The organism is Micromonospora sp. AKA38, assembly GCF_027925725.1.
GTDB lineage: Bacteria > Actinomycetota > Actinomycetes > Mycobacteriales > Micromonosporaceae > Micromonospora.
The window spans coordinates 444,463-462,660 of record NZ_BNEI01000004.1 but is presented as its reverse complement, the minus strand read 5'-3'; the positions used below and the strand labels follow the sequence as shown (position 1 = coordinate 462,660).

Annotated in this window: 12 protein-coding genes and 1 pseudogene; 6 read left to right on the top strand and 7 right to left on the bottom strand. The window is 71.5% G+C overall.

Annotation, left to right across the window (positions count from 1 at the left end; translation table 11 throughout):
* The first annotated feature begins 3 nt into the window (after positions 1 to 3).
* Positions 4 to 2,550 carry a class I SAM-dependent methyltransferase gene (locus tag TPA0908_RS17285; RefSeq protein WP_281939184.1) on the top strand — a complete coding sequence of 849 codons (2,547 nt, stop codon included), beginning with the start codon at positions 4 to 6 and terminating at the stop codon, positions 2,548 to 2,550.
* A 73-nt stretch (positions 2,551 to 2,623) separates the two neighbouring features.
* Here TPA0908_RS17285 and TPA0908_RS17280 read toward each other — a convergent pair whose 3' ends face one another.
* The gene (locus TPA0908_RS17280; protein WP_281939182.1) at positions 2,624 to 3,007 is read right to left on the bottom strand and encodes a helix-turn-helix domain-containing protein; all 384 of its coding nucleotides are present in this window, start codon (positions 3,005 to 3,007) and stop codon (positions 2,624 to 2,626) included.
* 150 nt (positions 3,008 to 3,157) lie between these two features.
* Between TPA0908_RS17280 and TPA0908_RS31810 the strand changes: the two are divergent.
* The 5 genes and pseudogenes from TPA0908_RS31810 to TPA0908_RS17260 all read left to right on the top strand — a co-directional run.
* Positions 3,158 to 3,910: pseudogene (locus tag TPA0908_RS31810) on the top strand (AfsR/SARP family transcriptional regulator); the annotation flags it as partial.
* Positions 3,911 to 6,784, top strand: a complete 2,874-nt coding sequence (locus TPA0908_RS17275; protein ID WP_281939180.1) for an ATP-binding protein — start codon at positions 3,911 to 3,913, stop codon at positions 6,782 to 6,784.
* 281 nt (positions 6,785 to 7,065) lie between these two features.
* Positions 7,066 to 7,662: an SdpA family antimicrobial peptide system protein gene (locus TPA0908_RS17270; protein WP_281939177.1), complete on the top strand. Its 597-nt coding sequence runs from the start codon at positions 7,066 to 7,068 to the stop codon at positions 7,660 to 7,662.
* On the top strand, positions 7,647 to 8,576 hold the full coding sequence (locus TPA0908_RS17265; RefSeq protein ID WP_281939176.1) for a sporulation-delaying protein SdpB family protein: 930 nt from the start codon (positions 7,647 to 7,649) through the stop codon (positions 8,574 to 8,576). The genes TPA0908_RS17270 and TPA0908_RS17265 overlap by 16 nt, the downstream gene beginning before the upstream one ends.
* A complete protein-coding gene (locus TPA0908_RS17260) occupies positions 8,560 to 9,597 on the top strand; it encodes a GNAT family N-acetyltransferase (protein ID WP_281939174.1) in 1,038 nt (345 codons plus the stop codon). The genes TPA0908_RS17265 and TPA0908_RS17260 overlap by 17 nt, the downstream gene beginning before the upstream one ends.
* A gap of 117 nt (positions 9,598 to 9,714) precedes the next feature.
* Here TPA0908_RS17260 and TPA0908_RS17255 read toward each other — a convergent pair whose 3' ends face one another.
* The 6 genes from TPA0908_RS17255 to TPA0908_RS17230 form a co-directional block, all read right to left on the bottom strand.
* Complete coding sequence (locus tag TPA0908_RS17255; RefSeq protein WP_281939172.1) at positions 9,715 to 10,692, bottom strand: glycoside hydrolase 5 family protein; 978 nt, start codon at positions 10,690 to 10,692, stop codon at positions 9,715 to 9,717.
* A 178-nt stretch (positions 10,693 to 10,870) separates the two neighbouring features.
* Positions 10,871 to 13,816: an ATP-binding protein gene (locus TPA0908_RS17250; RefSeq protein WP_281939170.1), complete on the bottom strand. Its 2,946-nt coding sequence runs from the start codon at positions 13,814 to 13,816 to the stop codon at positions 10,871 to 10,873.
* 67 nt (positions 13,817 to 13,883) lie between these two features.
* Complete coding sequence (locus TPA0908_RS17245; RefSeq protein ID WP_281939168.1) at positions 13,884 to 15,962, bottom strand: 2-oxo acid dehydrogenase subunit E2; 2,079 nt, start codon at positions 15,960 to 15,962, stop codon at positions 13,884 to 13,886.
* Complete coding sequence (locus TPA0908_RS17240) at positions 15,959 to 16,864, bottom strand: thiamine pyrophosphate-dependent dehydrogenase E1 component subunit alpha (RefSeq protein WP_281939166.1); 906 nt, start codon at positions 16,862 to 16,864, stop codon at positions 15,959 to 15,961. Before TPA0908_RS17240 ends, TPA0908_RS17245 begins: the two co-directional genes overlap by 4 nt.
* Positions 16,861 to 17,094 carry an acyl carrier protein gene (locus tag TPA0908_RS17235; protein WP_281939165.1) on the bottom strand — a complete coding sequence of 78 codons (234 nt, stop codon included), beginning with the start codon at positions 17,092 to 17,094 and terminating at the stop codon, positions 16,861 to 16,863. The genes TPA0908_RS17240 and TPA0908_RS17235 overlap by 4 nt, the downstream gene beginning before the upstream one ends.
* Positions 17,095 to 17,169: 75 nt before the next feature.
* A complete protein-coding gene (locus TPA0908_RS17230; RefSeq protein ID WP_281939164.1) occupies positions 17,170 to 18,180 on the bottom strand; it encodes a 3-oxoacyl-[acyl-carrier-protein] synthase III C-terminal domain-containing protein in 1,011 nt (336 codons plus the stop codon).
* Between the last annotated feature and the right edge of the window lie 18 nt (positions 18,181 to 18,198).

The following is an 18,198-nucleotide window of genomic DNA, read 5'->3' as shown; positions in this document are numbered from 1 at the left end:
CCCATGTCCGTCCTCGTCGACCCCACCCGCCCCGCAGCTGTCGAGCTGAATGGTCAGAACCTTCGCCGCGCGGCCTTCCTGGCGCAGGACGGCCTGGTCCTGAGCTGCACCCTGGCCGCGCTCTCCCAGGTCGGCCTACTCGCTCCCGGCGGCACGCTGCCGTATCCGGACCTTCCCGAGCAAGGCATCGGCGCGCTTCGGGTGGCGCTCCGCACGCTCTCCGCACAGGGGTGGGTACGCGACCACTCGGGCAGCGCCATCTCTTGGACCGACGCCGGACGCCGGATAGCGCCGCATCTCCGCCACTACCTGCTGCTCGCCGAGTTTCTGGTGTGCTTCACCGACACCGATGCCCGCGCCTGGCAGCGCCCCTGGTCCGAGCGAGCCACCGACCTCTTCGATCAGCTGCTGCGGCACGCCCTCCACGGGTGGGGGCTGGAGCGGCTGCCCGTGGAGGAGCGAGCGATCGTGCGGGGACACCTGGACGGAGCTCTGGTCATGCCGCTGATGCTGGCCGGCCCGACGGTGGTCAGGCCGAGCGGCGCCGGGGAACTACTCGAGGCCACGGGGTGGACAACGGCCGAAGCGCAGCGGATGGCGGAGACCTTCGGCATGAGCGCGTCCTACCTTCCGATGTTCGCCCGGCTCTCCGAGATGCTGCGTGGCACCCTCAACGTTCGGCCGGAGGCCGACGGCGCCGAGTGGCATGTGAACCGTGCTGTGAACGTCAATGCGAGTGGCGCGGCACACGGTCGCTACTTCCAGGACGCTCAGGACGTCGTGCTGGGCATCTTCGATCAGGAGGACCTCGCCCGCCAGCCTCAGTTCGTCGCCGACGTCGGCTGCGGGAACGGCCGATGGCTCGCCGAGCTGTACGAGGCGATCAGGACCCGGACGATCCGCGGCCGTCACCTGGACGCGTACCCCCTGGTCATGGTGGGTGTGGATCCCAGTGGCCCGGCCCTACAGGAGGCTCGGACGCTGCTGAGACGCCGGAACGTCCCCGCGGTGCTGTTGCCCGGGGACGTCGCCGAGCCGGAGCAGTTGGCCGGGAGGCTGCGCGAGCAGGGGCTGGTCATGGAAGAAGGGCTGCACATTCGCTCGTTCATCGACCATGACCGCACGTACCGGGGCGCGCGGAGGGCACCCGCACCGGGCGAGGCCAGCGCATATCTCGATCCGGACGGGCATGCCCTGGCCGAGTCGGCGGTGATCGAGGATCTGACCGCGCATCTCGCGCGGTGGCGCCCGTTCGTCACCCGGCACGGCCTCATTGTTGTGGAGGCGCACAGTATCTCGCCCGACGTGGCCCGCGCTCATTCCGGTGACATGCACGGCATCGCCTTCGAGGCCTACCACGGCCTCTCCCACCAGTACCCGCTCCACCACGGCGCGTGGCAGCAGGCATGCCGTGACGCCGGGCTGGAGGCGGTTACGCATGAAGGACGCCGATACCCCGCCACCAAACCGTTCGTCGCGGTGAGCCTCAGCCGTCTTCTTCCGGCCGCCGAGCGCCGACTGCCCTGGCCGGTGCCGACCGAGGACGGCACGGCCCTGCACCACCTGCTCTACCGCGACGGCGATCTCCGCCAGCCGCGGTTCTGGTGCGCCGAACCCACCGGACGGCTCGTACGCGCCGCCGTCGCGGCGATCGAGCGGAGACTGGCGACGCCGCACGGCCCGCGCTGCCTGACCCTGGTCGACTACGGAGCGGGGACCGGGCTAGCCACGATCGAATTGCTCAAGGCACTGAGCGATCGCGGCGTCGAGCAGCGGCTCGCCACCACCGGCCGCCGGCTGAAGATCCACCTTGTCGATCTGGATTCGGAGTGGTTCGATCAGGCGAAACACCTGATCGGATACCACCCCTGGGTCCAGTTCCACCACCTGAACGGCGCGGACGGAGGTTTCCTCCCGCTCGACGAGGTCGTTCCGCCCGCCGATGTCATCATGGCCAACATGGTCTTCCATCTGATCCCCGAGAAGGCCATGGACAAAATGCTGTCGTCCTTCCGTGGCGCGCTGCGCCCCGATGGGGTCGTGGTGTGGAACTCGCCAGACATAGCTTCCGGCGACGCCGCCTCCTTCCTTTTTCATGACGTCAATCGGGCGGTCCGCTCCACAGTCCTGCACGGCCCTGTCGATGACACCATTCCGCTCGCCGCCCGGCAGATCATCCAGAAAGTCCGGGCGACCACCTCACCGGAGCTCGCGAGACGCGCCGACCGCCGGATCCTGCCGCACGCCCATGAGGCGGCGGCTCTGCACGGGCGCTTCCTCAGACATTTTGACGGCGTGTACGAACATGCTAACTACGAGATTCTCCCGGATGAACTGCTCGACACCCTGCTCGTACCCTCGAATGCGGCGGAATACTTCCCGGAGATATCGTCGAGGGGCGACCGGGAGCTCCTTATCAGGAATATTATTCCCCGAGTCATGAACACCTTCAGGAAACTTCCTGGGAAAACCGCCACGGGACTCAGCATACGGTGGACATTCGGCGAGTACACGATGTGGCCGGCCGGACGGAAGTCAGCGACCGGGTGACCGGGTGCCGCCAGAAGCCCTGCCGGCCGGCGGAGGTAGCACGCCTCCGCCGGCCGGCAGGGCCGCCGCGCACTCACTCGGATCCAGGCCGCCCACTGCGCTCCAGGTTCCGGAGATGGTCTATCAGCGCCTGCACCATCACCACGCTCTGCGGCGACAACCCCGAGACGTCAACCGATCCGAGGTTGGAAACCGTTTCGGAGCCGATGCGCAGCGCACCGTACGAGTCACCGAGCAGGTAACCGGCGGGCACGCCGAAATATCGGGCGATGGCTCGCACCAGTTCGGGCCGGGGATTCGCCTTCGCGCCCGTGCGCAGCATCCGGATATATTCCGGCGAGATGCTGATGCCCTGATCGTTCCTGAGAGCGGCGGACACCTCGGCGTTACGCGGCTCGGCACCGTCCTCGCGCGCATTCTCGAAGAGCTGGTTCAGCCGATCAGCAAGCTGCGTCATCGGGGCCCACTCCGACACCATCGAGGAGTGATGGCGTCCTGCGGACGTTGACCCGCATCGCACGAGGCATCATGCGGGCAATGATACGCTGCCGCATCTGCGGGTCTCGACCTCGAAATCCCAGAAGGGTCCACGGAGCACTCGGCGCCAATGCACGAGCGGACGCATCTTCGTATCCGGCACGCCCATCCACGGAGCCGGGCAGGCGCGATCGCCGAGGTGATCTCCCGGGAGCCGACCGATCGCCACGGGCGGGACCGCGCACCTCGGGCGACCAGCCGGTCAGCGGCAGCGCCGGCGACGGTCGCCACCCGCTCTCCCCACCGGAGCAGCGCAGCTCATGGACGAGTTGACGGACGAGAGGGACAGCGACCAACACCGGCGATGGCACGGGCGGTGCCGCTCGACGACACCGGGACCCGTTCGGCGGCGCGATCCGGTCCGACGCACGCCCGCACAGTGACGAACTTGAGTGCTAACATCCGCCGCGTAGGAAGGCCACCGCTGGCGAGCACCGAAGCACGTGCCGTGGCCGTTGAGGCCTCCGGCGGCCTGGCGCGGCACCGTCCCTTCGGCGGCAGTTGGCACGGCCAGGACGTCCTGACGGCCAACGGGGGGCTAGACATGCCGGCACCGATGAATCATGCCTCGACATCGGCAACCGGACGTTCCGCTGATCGGAAGCTCTACTTCCGCCTCTTTGGCCAGTTGGAGGTCGAGGTCGGCGGGAAGCCTGTTCGCCTTCCCGGTCCTCGACAGGCCCGGCTACTGGCTGTCTTGTTACTACACGCGAACGAGCTTGTGTCGCGGGACGAAATCATCAGCATTCTGTGGCCGACCCCGCCCCGGAGCTGCCAGCAACAGCTGCACAATTCGATAAGCGCTCTTCGCAGCTTCCTCCGAATGAACGACAGCCAGGTACGACTGCAGAACGACAGTTCGCACTACCGGCTCGAGGTTCCGTCGGACCAGGTGGATGCCCTGGAGTTCCAGGAAGCCGTTGCCCGGGGTCGGCGACACCATGCCGACGCGCGCATCGACGAGGCCCTGTCCGAGTACGAGCGGGCGGTCGGCTTGTGGCGAGGACCCATCTTGGCCCTGGGATCTGAAGGAGAGGCAGCTCTCGCCGCCCGGCTGGAAGCGACGTTCGTCGACGTCGTGGAACAGCTCGCACAGCTCAAGCTCGACCGGAGCGATGCCGCGGACATCGTGGCGCTGCTCGCGGACCAGGTGGCTGCTCGGCCGTTGCGTGAATCGCTACGCCTGGTCTACATGCGTGCGCTCTGGCAGTCCGGACGACCGGCCGAGGCCCTCACCGTCTTCGAACGTGGTCGGCAGGTTCTCGCCGACGAACTCGGTGTCGATCCGAATGCTGAGCTGCGGGACCTGCACACCGCCATCCTGCGGGGGAACAGCGATCGGCCGCAGGAACGTTCGGGCGACTCTCCGGGTGGACGCGAGGAGCCGGAATCATCGGGCGTGACGGCAGGCCGAAAGCCGTGCCTGCTGCCGCACACCCCCCACGAATTCACGGGGCGAACCGCGGAGTTGCAGGTGCTCCGAACGGCGGCGACGGAGAGCGGGACATCAGCTCTCACCATATCGGCAATCGACGGCATGGGCGGGGTGGGCAAGACCACCCTGGCGGTTCGGCTCGCCCACGAGATAGCCGAGAAGTTCCCAGACGGGCAGTTCTTCGTCGACCTGTTGGGCTTCACCAGTGGCAAGGATCCACTGACTCCGGGGCAGGCCCTCGCCGTGCTGCTACGCGACGCGGGCCTGCCCGTTGAGTCGTTGGAAGCTGACACGTCGGGAAGATCCGCGCAGTGGCGGTCGTTGATGGCCGGTAAGCAGGCCCTGATCGTGCTCGACAATGCGGTGGACGCCACCCAGGTCCGCGCGCTGCTACCCGGCACCGGCGGCACGCTCGTGATCATCACCAGCCGCCGCCGACTGGCTTCCTTGGAGGGCGCCGTTCCGCTGTCGGTCGACACCCTGCCGGTTCCCGACGCGATCTCACTTTTCCGTGAGGTCAGCGGTGACAACCTGGCGCAGCACGAGGAGACGCTGACGGATGTCGTGAGGCTGTGCGGGCACCTGCCCCTGGCCATCCGCATTGCCGCGGCCCGGTTCCGGCACCGTCCCAACTGGTCGATCGAAGACCTGGCTCGGCAGCTCAGTGACTATCGCACCCGGGCCCGCCTGCTCACCGTGGGCGACCGGAGCGTCATGGTGGCGTTGAGCCTGTCGTACCGGCATCTCACCGGAACCCAGCAGCATGTCTTCCGCCTGTTGGGGGTTCACCCCGCCACGGAGTTCGACTGCTACTCCGTGGCGGCCCTGGCCGGGATGTCCGTGCTACAAGCCGAGGCGAGCCTCGAAGCGCTGGTCGACGACAACGTCGTCCTCCAGCCGCGTGCCGGTCGCTATCAGCTGCACGACTTGCTCCGCGATGCCGCGCAGCAGCTCCACGAGCAGCACGATGATCCCACGGACAGCCGCCGCGCCGCGGAGCGCGTCGTCGACTACTACATTCTGCTCGCCCGCACGTGGTGCCGGCCTCTGGCCACCCGGCCGTTCACCTTCGCCGAGGAGCAGGAGACGACGGGACCCTCGTTGCCCCCGCATCCGGCGGACGCATCGGTGCGGGAGGCCCTGGAAGGGGAACTCACCAACTTCATCTCGGCCATCCGGCTGGCGCTACGCCACGGGATGCACCGACAGGTGTGGCAACTGACGTGCGCGGTCCAACCGCTCTTCGCCCTGCGCAACTACGAGGGAGACGCCCTCGAGATGATCCAACTGGCGGTGACCTCTGCCCATGCGGCCAACGACCGTGACGGTCATTGTCTTGCCCTCTATGCCCTGGCCCTGGCCACCCGGGAGCGGCGGGAGAGCGGCCTCGCCGAGCAGATTTTCCACAAGGCCATCGAGGCAGCCGCCCACCTGGGGAAGGTTGGCTGGCAGACGTACCAGTGGGCGGATCTCGGCTCCGCCCAGCTCAACAGCGGCCAGCCGCGGCAGGCGCGAGAGAGCTTCCGCACCGGTCTGCGCCTCGCCACCGGGGCGTCCGACCGTTTCGCGATCCACCTGCTGAACAACAACCTCAGCGTGGCCTGCCGTGAGCTGGGGGCGTACGACGACGCGTTGCGCCACCTCGACGCGGCGGAGTCCGCGCTGACGGACCTTCCTGCCGAAGCGACCCTCTGGCTGAACCTCAACCGCGCCCTGACCTTCAGCCAGCAAGGCGACTTCCAGGCTGCGTACGAACGGTTTTCCTGGGTTCTGCGGCAGGCCACGGAGGCCCGATCCTACCGCCGGATCAGTGTCGCCCTGGCGGGGCTGTCGTCGACCTCGCGTGCACTAGGCCAGGCGGAACCCGCCCTGGACTTCGGGCGGCGATCCCTGGATCTGGCGAAGCAATTCCGGCTACGGGAGGTGGAGTGCCTGGCGCTGGCATGTATCGGAGAGGCCCTGCTGGAGATGGATCGACGGGCAGAGTCGGTCGAGGTGTTCACTCGTGTCTCGACGCTAGCTCTCGACTACGGCTTCACGCGCTATGTCGCACGGGCCCATGAGGGATTCGCCCACGAGCGCGCTCGAGCAGGAGACGTCACAGCAGCACGCCATCACTGGAGGAGCGCCAGCCAGCACTACCCGGCCGGCTTCGTGGACGCGGACGGACCACGCCGACATCTGGACGCCACCGACCCGCGCGCGGTCGACTGCGACCGGTGCCGACACGCGGCGACGTGCGTCCCGGCGATGGCGCGTTGACCTGCGGCCATCCGTCCCGCCCGCACGAGTAGGGATCGAGTAGGTGTACCCAGCAGAATCGGTTGGGCAGGGCCGGTGAACACCGGCGGAACCCACCACAGCTGACCAAGGATCATCATGAAGAAGTCGTCTTTGTACGGATTGGTAGCTGCGCTAGCCGTCACATCCGTAATTGGCATTGGGAGCACGGTGTCCACGGCGAGCAACGCCACCCCGGCTCAGGCACCCAGGGTTGGGGCACAGTTCAAGCTGACTCCCACCTCACCTCCTGCGAACGTCGAATGCGCAGACTGCTGATCCGCCGCAACGTCGCCGGCCTGCTTCCCCCTGATGGGGAGCAAGCCGGCGACGATCCGCGACGCGCATCATTCACGTTCCACCGGATGCTGCTGCTCACGCTTCTTGCTCTCGCATGCGTCGTGCAATGGCTTCCCGGCAACGGCGCGGGGGCCCCGCACCAGCTCACGGTGAAGCACCTGTGGCCGCAGACCTGGTCGTTCTACACCGATGTTGCCGGCGGAACGGAGGTATCGGCCTACCGTTGGCCGACCGCAGGAAGCAAGATGCCCGAACTGCTGATCACGCAAAAGGCCAGTTGGACCAGTCTCGGCGGCCTCCGCCGATTGAACCAGGCCCAGCTCGCCGAACTCGCTCGCCTGTCGGCTCAGATCCCCGAAAAAGGTTGGTATGTCTGTCCCGACGAGCGGCTGGCGGCCTGCCTCCCCTCATCACACCGGCCCGACGTCGAGATAGTCAATGACGCTCCCTGGCCAACGCTCTGCGGCGACATCGTGATCGCCGTCGAACGGCGAACTCCTGACCACGCTGTGCGTGTCGAACGGCTAGCGTTGACCGAGCTGTCATGCTCACCTCGCTAAGCCTCCACAAGCTGACACGGGAGCGCTTACCAACGGGCTACGGGCTACCGCGCAGCCTGCTCAGCCTCGCCACGCTGAGTGTGGTCGGCATCAATCCGCCGGCGATCCTGTTCCCGCCCACGCCCGCTGATGCCTCCGGACGACGGTGCGACGGAATCGCTGCCGCCGGCTTGTGGTGCATCGCCGGTGATTCCTCGAACAGCCAAGCCATCGTGCGCTGGCTTTCGATCATCGTCCTGACAGTCTGCCTGATCGGCTGGCGACCGTCCTGGACCTGCCTGCCGCACTGGTACGTCACCGCCAGTCTCGCCACCGCCCTGCCGATGCCGAGTGGTGGTGACTACGTGGCCCAGATCATGACGATGCTGCTCGTGCCCCTGGCCCTCGGGGACCGGCGACGGTGGCACTGGGGTGCCACCCGCCGGACACCGCGCTGGCAAGGAGCCGCGGACGCGGCACTACTTGTCGTCCGGGTGCAGTTGAGCGTCATCTACCTCGTGGCGACGGCGGCGAAGTTGACCCAGGGCGAGTGGCGGGACGGGACGGCGCTGCCGGCGGCGCTCACCAATCCGGTCTCCGGAATCGCCAGTGGCCTCACCCCCCTGGTCGAGCCGTTGGCGGGCAGTCCTCTCGGCACGGCGACGACCTGGCTGGTGCTGGGAGTGGAGGTCAGCCTCGCCGTGCTGGTCCTGGCCCCGGTCCCCTACCGGCGGCTGGCGTTGGCCCTGGGAATCGCGTTGCACGGTGCGATTGCCGTGCTGCTGGGCATACCAACTTTCGGCATGGTCATGATCGCCGCCCTAGCGCTCGCCGCGACGTCTGTGCCCGCCCCGCCAATCGCATCCCGTGGTGCCACGCCCACGCCCGCACACGCCCCCTTATCCCAGGAGAACCCCGATGCACTGGCACGTTGAAGCCATCGACCCTGCCGCTCTGGACGACGCGTTCCTCACCGCCCACCACCGGCTGGCTGCGGCGGCCATGGCCGCCGATCGGCCCTATGAGCCGCCCCTCACCCGCCGAGGTGCTGACGAATGGCTGCGGGCAGCCTCATCGACGGCGCGGCGCTTCCTCCTCTGGGGGGTACGGGACGACAGCGAGCTGGTCGGCGCGGTCCGCCTGTCGCTACCCGGTTACGAGAACAGCGACCACGCGCAGATCGAACTCCGCGTCGACCCGGCCCGCTGGCGCCAGGGCGCCGGCACCGCGCTGCTGCGCGTCGCCCTGGCGGCCGCGAGCGCCGAGGAGCGCCAGACGGTCAGCGCCTGGCTGACCAAGGACACCCCCGCCGCAGCGTTGGCCACCCGCCTCGGCATGCGGGTCACCTCCACCATGCTCATACAGCGGCTGGACTGGGCGACCGCCGACCGCAGCCGCTGGCAGCAGCCAACGCCGCCCGGATATCATGCCGCCCAGTGGATCAGCCCGGCGCCCCAGGCGCTGATAGCCAACTTCGCCGAGGCCAAGACCGCCATGCACGGCGTCCCGTTCGGCGGTGTCTCCTACCGGCTACCCGAGTGGACGGTGGAACGGGTCCGCGCCGCCGAGGCGGAGCTCACCGCCCGTGGCATCAAGCAGTGGGTTGTGGTGGCCGCGCACCAGGCCACTGGCGAGATCGCGGGCCTGACCGAACTACAGTTCCGCGACGAGCGTCCCGGGATCGGCCTGCAGATGGACACCTCGGTACGCCCCAACCACCGCGGTCATCGGCTCGGCCTCTTCGTCAAGAGCCAGATGTTGCACTGGCTCGACTCCGGGGACATCTCCAGCCTCGACGGCATCCAGACGAGCGTGGCCCCCCACAACCCGCACATGCTGCGCATCAACGAGGCACTCGGCTTCACCGTCGCCCGGACCGCACAACTTATGGAGGGCGACGTGCAACAGCTGATGTCACAGCTGGCCGTCGGCGTCAGCCCGAACGGCTCGAAGTAGGGCTGGCGATCCCGGCGAGCAGCGCCAGACCGACTCCGTCGAATCACTCCAGGCGCCCCTGATCCACGGCGTCCCCCGGGTGGGACCGACCCCTCGGGCCGGTCCCACCCGAACGGGTCAGAGCCCGCCCTCGCTGAGCCGCCGACGGTAGCCGCGGGCGCCCTCGGAGCCGACGTTCTCGTTGACGTCCACGCCGCCCGGGTTGGTCTGCACGTGGTAGTACGTGGCGCCCCACAGGTTGCCGGCGACCGAGTTGTCGAAGTGGATCAGGTTGGCGTACTTGTAGCCCTTGTCGTACTGGGAGATGGCGGTGGTGCGGATCGAGTACTCGGTGCCGATCACCCGCTTGCCGGGCCAGATCGAGGCGGCCCGCTGCAACGTCTCGGCGTAGGTCAGCTCGTTGACGTTGCCCTGCTCGATGAAGCTTCCGTTGCTCGGGTTGCTGTAGAAGTGGACACCGACGAAGTCGCACTTGGCGATCGCGTCCCGGTAGTTCTGGTTGCCGTACCAGTCGTCGGGCCGCACGCCCTTGTTCGGCGACAGGGCGGTGCCGCAGATCAGCGCGCCGGGGAACTCGGCCCGGATGCGGTCGATCGTGGCGCTGAGGCACCACCCGTAACCCCAGATGTCGCTCACCCCGATGTTCGGCTCGTTGCCGAGCTCGATGATGCACTTGCCGGCGCCGGACCGGATCCGCTTGTACTCGAAGAACCGCGAGTTCCGGATCTCGTTGACCGCGTTGTTCGCGTCGATCATGGTGTTCGTGTCCCCGGTGACGGTCCGCACGATCAGGTGGTCCGTGGCGCCGCACGCGGTCCAGACATGGTCCGGGTTGGCCGCCCAGCCACCCGCCAACCCCCACCCGGTGACGACCTTGGCGAGGTTGGCCGACTGGTTGGAGATCGCGGTCAGCCAGGTCTGGTAGCCGTCGGTCAGCACCGGGCCGTGCGCCCGGTAGAACGGCGCCGCCGAGGCCGGCTGTCCCGCCCCCAGGTACGCGCCCACGCCGACCGCCGCCGCCGCGCCGCCGGTCAGCCGGATGAGCGAACGCCGGGACAGCCCCCGACCCGGCCGGTTGTTCTCGTCCTCGTCCACTGTGTCTCCTCACGCATCGATGCGGACGTGGCCCGGGCGGTCGCACCACCGACCGGGCCACGTCCGCGGTCGGCGTACCGATCCTGGTCGCCGCCGGGCCCCACCACCATCCGGCCGGGCCGGTATAGCGGTGGTATACGGGCGTGCTGAGCAGGGCGTACGGGCGGGCCGGCGCGACTCAGACGCCGCCCGCGTGGATGGCCGGGGCGGCCAGCAGCCCTCGGGTCCGGTCGACCCACAGCGCGGCTGCCATCCGCTCGAAGATCCGCAACGCACCGCGCAGGGCGTCGCGGGCCTCGTCGGGCCGGCCCCGCGCCAACTCCAGCCGGCCGATGCTGAACAGCGCGTAGCCCTCCCAGCGGACGTCTCCGCCGGTGCGGAAGACCGCCAGCGCGGCCGTCAACTCCCCGGCGGCCTCCTCGTGCCGCCCGAGCCCGGTCAGCGCGTCGCCGAGACCACGTCGGGCGTACGCCTCGCCGAGCGCGTCCGCGACGTCGGCGAACGCCGCACGGCAGTCCCGGTAGGTGGGCACGGCCCGCGCGAAACGCTCCTGGTCGACCTGGGTCATCCCGAGACCGAGCAGCGCCGCCGCCTCGCCCAGCCGGTCCCCCAGCGCGGCGAAGTCCGCCCGGCAACGCAGGAAGCACTCGGTGGCCTCGTCGTAGCGTTCCTGGTCCAGCCGGATGCTGCCCAGCGTGCGCCGGGCGTACGCCTCGCCGTCGCGGTCGCCGAGCGCGGCGAACGCGCTCAGGCACCGCTGGGCCGCAGCCGCCGCGTCGGACAGCCGGCCCAGGCCCCGGTACGCCACCGACAGCCCTCGCAGCGTCTCCGCCGTGCCGCGCCGGTCGTCACCGGCGACGAACAGCGGCAGCGCGGCACGGTAGCGGGTGATCGCGGTCCGCGCGTCGCCGCGTCCCCAGCCGGCGTCGCCGAGCCCGCGCAGCGCCGCGGCGCGCTGGAGGTCGTCGCCGGTCCGTCCGGCCAGGTCCAGGCAGCGACCGAAGTGGTCGGCGGCCTCGGCGAAGCGGCCCCGGTCCCGGTAGAGGTCACCGAGGCGCTGGGTGAGCGCGACCTCGACGGCGACGTCCCCGGCGCGGCGGGCCGCGTCCTGCGCCAGCTCGTGGGTGGTCCGCCAGGCCTCCCACTGGGAGCGTTCCTCCAGGAACCGGGTCAACGACCGGGCCAGACGCCAGGTGACCGACCAGGCGCCGGCCCGGTGCGCCTGGCGGACGGCGGCCACCAGATCGGCCTGCTCGGCGGTGAACCAGCTCCGCGCCTGCTCGGCGTCCGGGCCGGTCAGCGCCGCGGCGGCGCGTTCCGCCGGCGTCAACCAGGCCCGCAGCGCCGAGCCGACGGCCGACCGCCGCGCCGGTTCGGGCTCGGCGGCGGCCATCTCCGCGGCGTAGACCCGAAGCAGGTCGTGCAGGCGGTACCGGTCACCGGCGGACGACTCCAGGAGCTGGGCGTCGACAAGCGACTCCAGCAGCCGTTCCGCGCCGGTCGGCGTGGCGCCGAGCAGGGCGGCGGCCAGCCACGCGGTGACGGTCGGCTGGTCCAGCAGGGCGAGCAGGCGGAACGCGCGGCGGGTGTCCGGGTCCAGGCCGTCGTAGCTGAGCTGGAAGCTGGCCCGTACGTCGAGGTCCCCGGCGCGCAGTTCGTCGAGCCGCCGCCGGCTGTCGGCCAGGCGCCCGGCGAACGCGGCCAGTGTCCAGTGCGGACGGGTGGCCAGTCGGGCGCCCGCCACCCGCACGGCCAGCGGCAGCCGGCCGCAGAGCCGCACCACCGCCGCGGCGTCGGCCGGATCGACCCGCGCGCGGTCCCGGCCGGCGGCGGTCAGCAGCAGCGTCACCGCCGCCTGCGCGTCCAGCACGTCCAGCGGCAGGTGCCGGGCGCCGACCAGGCCGGCCAGCGGGGTGCGGCTGGTCACCAGCGCCGCGCAGCCGGCACCGCTGGGCAGCAGCGGGCGGACCTGCCCCTCCCCGGCCGCGTCGTCGAGCAGCACGAGCACCCGGCGGTCGGCCAGCGCGCTGCGGTAGAGGTGGACGCGCTCGTCGAGGTCGCCGCCCGGCGGCGGGGCCGGCCGGCCCAGGGCGCGCAGGAACTGCGCCAGCACGTCGGCCGGATCGACGGGCCGTTCCCCGTGGCCGTGCAGCCGCACATGGAGCTGCCCGTCCGGGTAGTGCGGTCGGAGCAGGTGCGCGGCGTGCACCGCCAGGCTGCTCTTGCCCACCCCGCCGGTGCCGGACACGGCGTGGATGCGCAACGCGCCCGCCGTACCGCTGAGGTGGTGGGTGATCTCCGCTACCTGCGCGGCCCGACCGGTGAAGTCGGCCAGGTCGGCGGGGAGTTGGGCCGGGCCCGGCTCGGCCGCGCGGTGCCAGGGCAGCCGGGCCCCGAGCGCCCGCAGCGTCGGACCCGGCGCGACCCCGACCTCGGCGGCGAGCAGCCGACGGAACTCCCGGTACGCGGTCGCCGCGTCGGCGTGGCGGCCGGCGGCGAGCAGCCCGCGCAGCTCGTGCTCCCGCAACGGCTCGTGCAACGGGTGGTCGACGATCAGCCGCCGGGCCCGGGGCAGCACGGCGACCGGTCCGTGCAGGCGGGCCTCCACCGCCAGGGACTCGTCGAGCGTGACGAGGTGGCGGCGCTCCAGCAGGGTGGCCTCCTCCCGCAGCAGGCCCCGGTCGACCAGGTCGGCGAGCGCGCGCCCCCGCCACGTCGACAGGCCCCGCCGGTAGGCGTCGTGGGCCGTTGGCAGGTCGTCGGCGGCGGCGGCCCGCCGGGCGAGGTCCACCAGGTCGTCGAACTCGGCGGCGTCCAGCCGGTAGGCCGCCCGGTCGAGCCGGTAGCCGCCGTTGCGGTGGCTGAGCGCCGTGCCGAGCAGCTTGCGGAGCTGGTGCACGTAGAGCTGGAGGTTCTTGACCGCCGAACGTGGCGGGTCGTCCGGCCAGAGCGTGTCGACGAGTTCGGTGACGGTCGCCGCCCGCCCGGCGCGCAGCACCAGCGCGGCCAGCAGCGCCCGCTGCTTGGGCGGGCCGAGCGGCACCGCGTCGCCCCGGTCGGTCTCGGCGGTGCAGGGTCCGAGGACGCGGACAAGCATGCTGATCACCCCGTCGGAGGCGGTCACCGACCACGCACGGTGCTCCGCGACGCAGTTTAGATCAACTGTCGACGATGCGTCCGGGTCCGCCCGGTCACCGGCGCAGGGCGGCGGCGAGCGCGGCCAGGTACGCGCCGGCCCGCGCCCCGTTGACCAGCCGGTGGTCGTAGGCCAGGCCGAGGTCGGCGGTGGTCCGCTCGCGTAACCCGCCGTCGGCGTCGAGCACGACCTCGCGGTGCACGTCGGGCACCGACAGCGCGCAGGTGACACCGGGCGGGATGATCGGCCGGGCGTGGAGCACGCCTGGGGTGTCGTTGAGCGCGACCAGGAAGTTCATGTCGGCCATGTCGTCCTCGCCGAGCCGGTTGCGCAGCGCCCGCATGCGCAGCGCGACCACGGTGTCGGCGAGGTCGCCCAGGTCCAGCTTCGCGGCGTCGCGGATCACCGGCAGGAACAGCCCGGTGCCGACGTCCACGGTCAGCCCGACCGCCGGCTGCGCCGCGTCGCGCACCCGGCCGTCGCCGGTGAGCGTGGCGTACAGGTCGGGGAACCGGTCGTGCAGCGCGGCCACGGCGGCGATGACGAGCTCGGTGAGGCCGACGTCGGCGCCGGTCTCCTCGGCGGCCCGGCGGGCGTACCCGAGGGCGGCCGTCACGTCGACGCGCACCACGGTGAACGCGGCCGGGATCTCCCGGTGCGAGGTCGCCACCACCTCGGCGACGCGGCGTTGCGCCGGTGACAACGGCCGTCCGACCGGCGACACCACCGGCGGCCGGACCGCGGCGGCCGGCCCCGGCGGCGGTTCCGGGGACGGCGGCGGTTCCGGGGACGGCGCGGTCGGGGCGGGCGCGGCCCCGACGGGCAGGACGCGGCCGATGACGCCGCCCGGGACGCAGTCCGCCCCGGCGGCCACGTCGTGCCGCAGCACGCCGGCGTGCGTCGCGGCCAGTTCCTCGATCGCCTTGGCGGTCTCCACCGCCGCGATCGGCTCCCCGACGCCGACGGTGGCGCCGGCCGGCGCCAGCCACTCCAGCAGCAGGTAGCTCTCGTCGGTCGGGTTGAGCGTGGGCACCCGCACCGGGACACCCGGCTCGGCGGTCCCCGCCGGACGCGACCCGGCCGGCGGCGGGTCGACGCCGGCCGCCCGCGGCGCGGCGGGCCCGCCGGCCGGAACCCGCATGATCCGCTCCAGGATGGTGTCCGCGCCCAGCAGGACCGCGCGTTCCAGGTGCGGGGCGGACGGGATGACCCGGTCGGCGGAGCTGACCAGCTCGACCGGCCGGCGCAGCAGCGGCCACGCCTCGGCGTGCAGCCGGGCGGCGACCTCGCCGCCCCAGGTGCCACCGGCCGTGCTCTCCTCGGCGACGATCACCCCGGCCGCGCCGTCGAGCACGCCGCGCAGCCCGTCCACGTCGACCGGGTAGAGCCGGGCCGGCACCAGCACCTCGACGGCACGGCCCCGCCCGGCGGCGTCCCGCGCGGCGGCGATGGCCCGGTCGGCGACCCCGCCGGGCGCGATGACGAGCGTCGGCGCGGTGTCGGCGGCCGGGTCGTGCACGCGGGCCCAGTTGCGGTCCGCGCCCCGCATCTCGACGGCGAAGCGGTCGTCGACGCGGCCGTCGACGTACCGGCGGCGGGTGTAGAGGATCTTGTCCTCGAAGAGCATGGCCGGTTCGCCCCGGCGCAGCGCGGCGGCGAGCACGTCGGCCGCGTCGTGCAGGGGCGAGAGTTCGAAGAGCGCGAGGTGCGGGATGCCGATGAAGTGCTTCTGCACGCTCTGGCTGTGCGTCGCGCCGTAGCCCCGGCCGCCGCCCACCGGGCAGCGGATCACCACCCGCATCGGGGTGCGCTCGCCGTACATGCTGACGGACTTGGTGAGAAAGTTGAGGATCGGGTCGAACGCGAGACCGGCGAAGTCGCCGAACATGATCTCGACGATCACGGTGTCACCGCAGAGCGCCAGGCCACCCGCGACGCCGGTGATGCCGTTCTCGCTCAGCGGCGTCGACAGCACCCGGTCCGGGTACGCGGTGGACAGCCCCCGGGTGACCTTGAACGCCCCGCCGTACGGGTCGGCGACGTCCTCACCCAGCAGCCAGACCCGGTCGTCGGCGGCGAACAGCTCGTGCAGGGCGCGGTTGAGGTTCTCGCTCACCCGTTCGGCGCGGGTCACCCCACGCCGCCGCTCACCAACGGCCGGGACAGCACCTCGGCCGAGACGTCCGCGACCCGCCGCCGGGCCCGCGCGTCCGCCGCCGAGAACTGCTCCGGGTACGCGGTGGCGTAGCGCTCCAGCCAGTCGAGCCGCCGCAGCTCGCGCAGCTCGTCGGCGTCGCGGGAGTCGTCGCCCTTGCTGTGCGGGCCGAGCCGGACCGTGTGCTGCACCAGCACGTGCGGTTGCCGGGTGGCGCGGACCCGCGCGACGTGCGGCGCGGCGCCGGCCCGCACCTCGTTGAGGTCCAGCGAGTCCGACTCGCTGACGGTGATCCCGAACCCGGCCACCCGGCCGGCGATGGTGCCGGCCAACTGCGCGGTGGTCGGGGTGGACTGGGCGATCCGGTTGTGCTCCACCACCACCAGCAGCGGCACCCGCCACAGCGCCGCCATGTTGAGCGCCTCGTAGACCGCGCCCTCGCCCCAGGTGCCGTCGCCGACGTAGGCCGCCACGATCCGGTCCTGCCCGGTGCGGTTGAGGTGCAGCCCGACGCCGACCGCGGCGGGCAGGCTCTCCCCCTGCACCCCGGTGGACAGGAACCCGTCCCGGCGCAGGTGCTGGCTGCCGCCGTGCCCGCGGCACACCCCGCCGTCCCGGCCGAGCAGCTCCGCCAGCAGGCCGTGCGGGTCGGCGCGGTGGGCCAGGTAGTGCCCGTGCCCCCGGTGGTTGCTGAACACGAAGTCCCCGGTCAGCAACGGGGCCAGCGCGACCGGGATGTGCTCCTGGCCCAGGCAGGTGTGGGTGGTGCCGGCGAGGTGGCCGTCGGCGTACAGGCGGAGCAGCTCCTCCTCGAAGCGGCGGATGAGCAGCCCGGCGTCGAGGTCGGCGTCGCCGAGCGGGGACGGCGCGACGGCCGTCATTCCTCGACGCCCCGCCGCGCCAGCAGCGCGCGCAGGTCCGCCACCGACCGCACGGCCCGGATCTCCCGTGGCGTGATGGTCACCCGGTAGGCGTCCTCGACCGCCGCGACGATCTGGAGGTGACGCAGACTCACCCAGGCGGCCGTGGTGGCCGGCCCGGTCTGCGCGTCGACCTCGTCGACCGGCAGCTCCAGCACGTCGGCGACGAGTCGCACCAGCCGACTGGACATGCCGTGTCCCTTCCGGACGGGTCCTCCGGCGGCAGCGGCGGCGGCGCGCTGGCACACCGACCGGATGATCGATGCCTATACCGCGACGATGGTACAGGCCCAGTGCATGCCCCGGCCCAGCGAGATCAACGCGACCCGGTCGCCCTCGACCAGCTCCCCGGCGGCCAGCAGGCGGCTCAACCCGAAGAGCTGGTCCGCGGCCCCGAGATGCCCGTGCTCGGCGGCCAACTCCCGGTTGGTCCGGGCCAACGGCACGCCGTGCGCCTCGGCCAGCGACGCCATGGCCCGTTCGTTGTCGCCGACCAGGATCAGCCGCGCCAGGTCGGCGACCGCGACACCGGCCCGGGCGCAGGCCCGCTCGGTGACCCGCACGGCCCGTTCGTCGAGTTCGCGGGCGAACTGCGCGAACTGCTCGGCGTCGTAGTCGAAGAACTCCATCACGTGCCACCCGTCGAGGGCGGCGGGTGGATCGCCGCCGGGCCCGAAGGGCGTCGCCGCGCCGCCGCTGTCGAGCCGGTGGAACCCGGCGTAGCGACCGTCGGTCACGGCCTCGGTGGCCAGCCAACGCAGCCGCGGGTGCCCGCGCCGGGCCACCGTGGCGACCGCGCCGTCGGAGAACACCATCGGCTGGGTGTCCATCCGGTTCCAGTACGCCTCACAGGTCCGGTTCGCGGCCACCACCAGCGCGGTCGCGTACCCCGGGTGGGTGGCGAACCGGCCCGCGACGGTGTCCAGGCTGAGCACGCCGGTGGTGCACGCCTGGGTGAGCAGCACCGCCTCGGCGTCCACCAGGCCGAGCCGGTGCGCCAATTCGGCGGCGGCGTCCCAGTAGAGGTGTTCGGTGACGTCGGTGACGGCCAGCACCAGCAGGTCCAGCTCGGCGGCGGGCAGCGCGGCGGCGTCGAGCGCCCGGCGGGCGGCCCGTTCGGCGAGGTCGGTCACGCCGACCGCCGGCGCGGCGCGGTGCACCTGCCGGTAGCCGTAGCCGAGGACCCGTTGCACGTCGTCGGTGTACTCCCCCACCACGTCCGCCACCGGCGCCGGGTCGCCGAGCGCCTCCCCGAAGGACACCAGCCCGAAGCTCATGTTCGCCCGTCCCGCCGT

Bases quoted from the DNA above. Each gene is read 5' to 3' on its own strand.
- TPA0908_RS17285 (WP_281939184.1), top strand. From the start codon at position 4: ATGTCCGTCCTCGTCGACCCCACCCGCCCCGCAGCTGTCGAGCTGAAT.
- TPA0908_RS17280 (WP_281939182.1), bottom strand. From the start codon at position 3,007: ATGACGCAGCTTGCTGATCGGCTGAACCAGCTCTTCGAGAATGCGCGC.
- TPA0908_RS17275 (WP_281939180.1), top strand. From the start codon at position 3,911: ATGAACGACAGCCAGGTACGACTGCAGAACGACAGTTCGCACTACCGG.
- TPA0908_RS17270 (WP_281939177.1), top strand. From the start codon at position 7,066: ATGCGCAGACTGCTGATCCGCCGCAACGTCGCCGGCCTGCTTCCCCCT.
- TPA0908_RS17265 (WP_281939176.1), top strand. From the start codon at position 7,647: ATGCTCACCTCGCTAAGCCTCCACAAGCTGACACGGGAGCGCTTACCA.
- TPA0908_RS17260 (WP_281939174.1), top strand. From the start codon at position 8,560: ATGCACTGGCACGTTGAAGCCATCGACCCTGCCGCTCTGGACGACGCG.
- TPA0908_RS17240 (WP_281939166.1), bottom strand. From the start codon at position 16,864: ATGACGGCCGTCGCGCCGTCCCCGCTCGGCGACGCCGACCTCGACGCC.
- TPA0908_RS17235 (WP_281939165.1), bottom strand. From the start codon at position 17,094: ATGTCCAGTCGGCTGGTGCGACTCGTCGCCGACGTGCTGGAGCTGCCG.
- TPA0908_RS17230 (WP_281939164.1), bottom strand. From the start codon at position 18,180: ATGAGCTTCGGGCTGGTGTCCTTCGGGGAGGCGCTCGGCGACCCGGCG.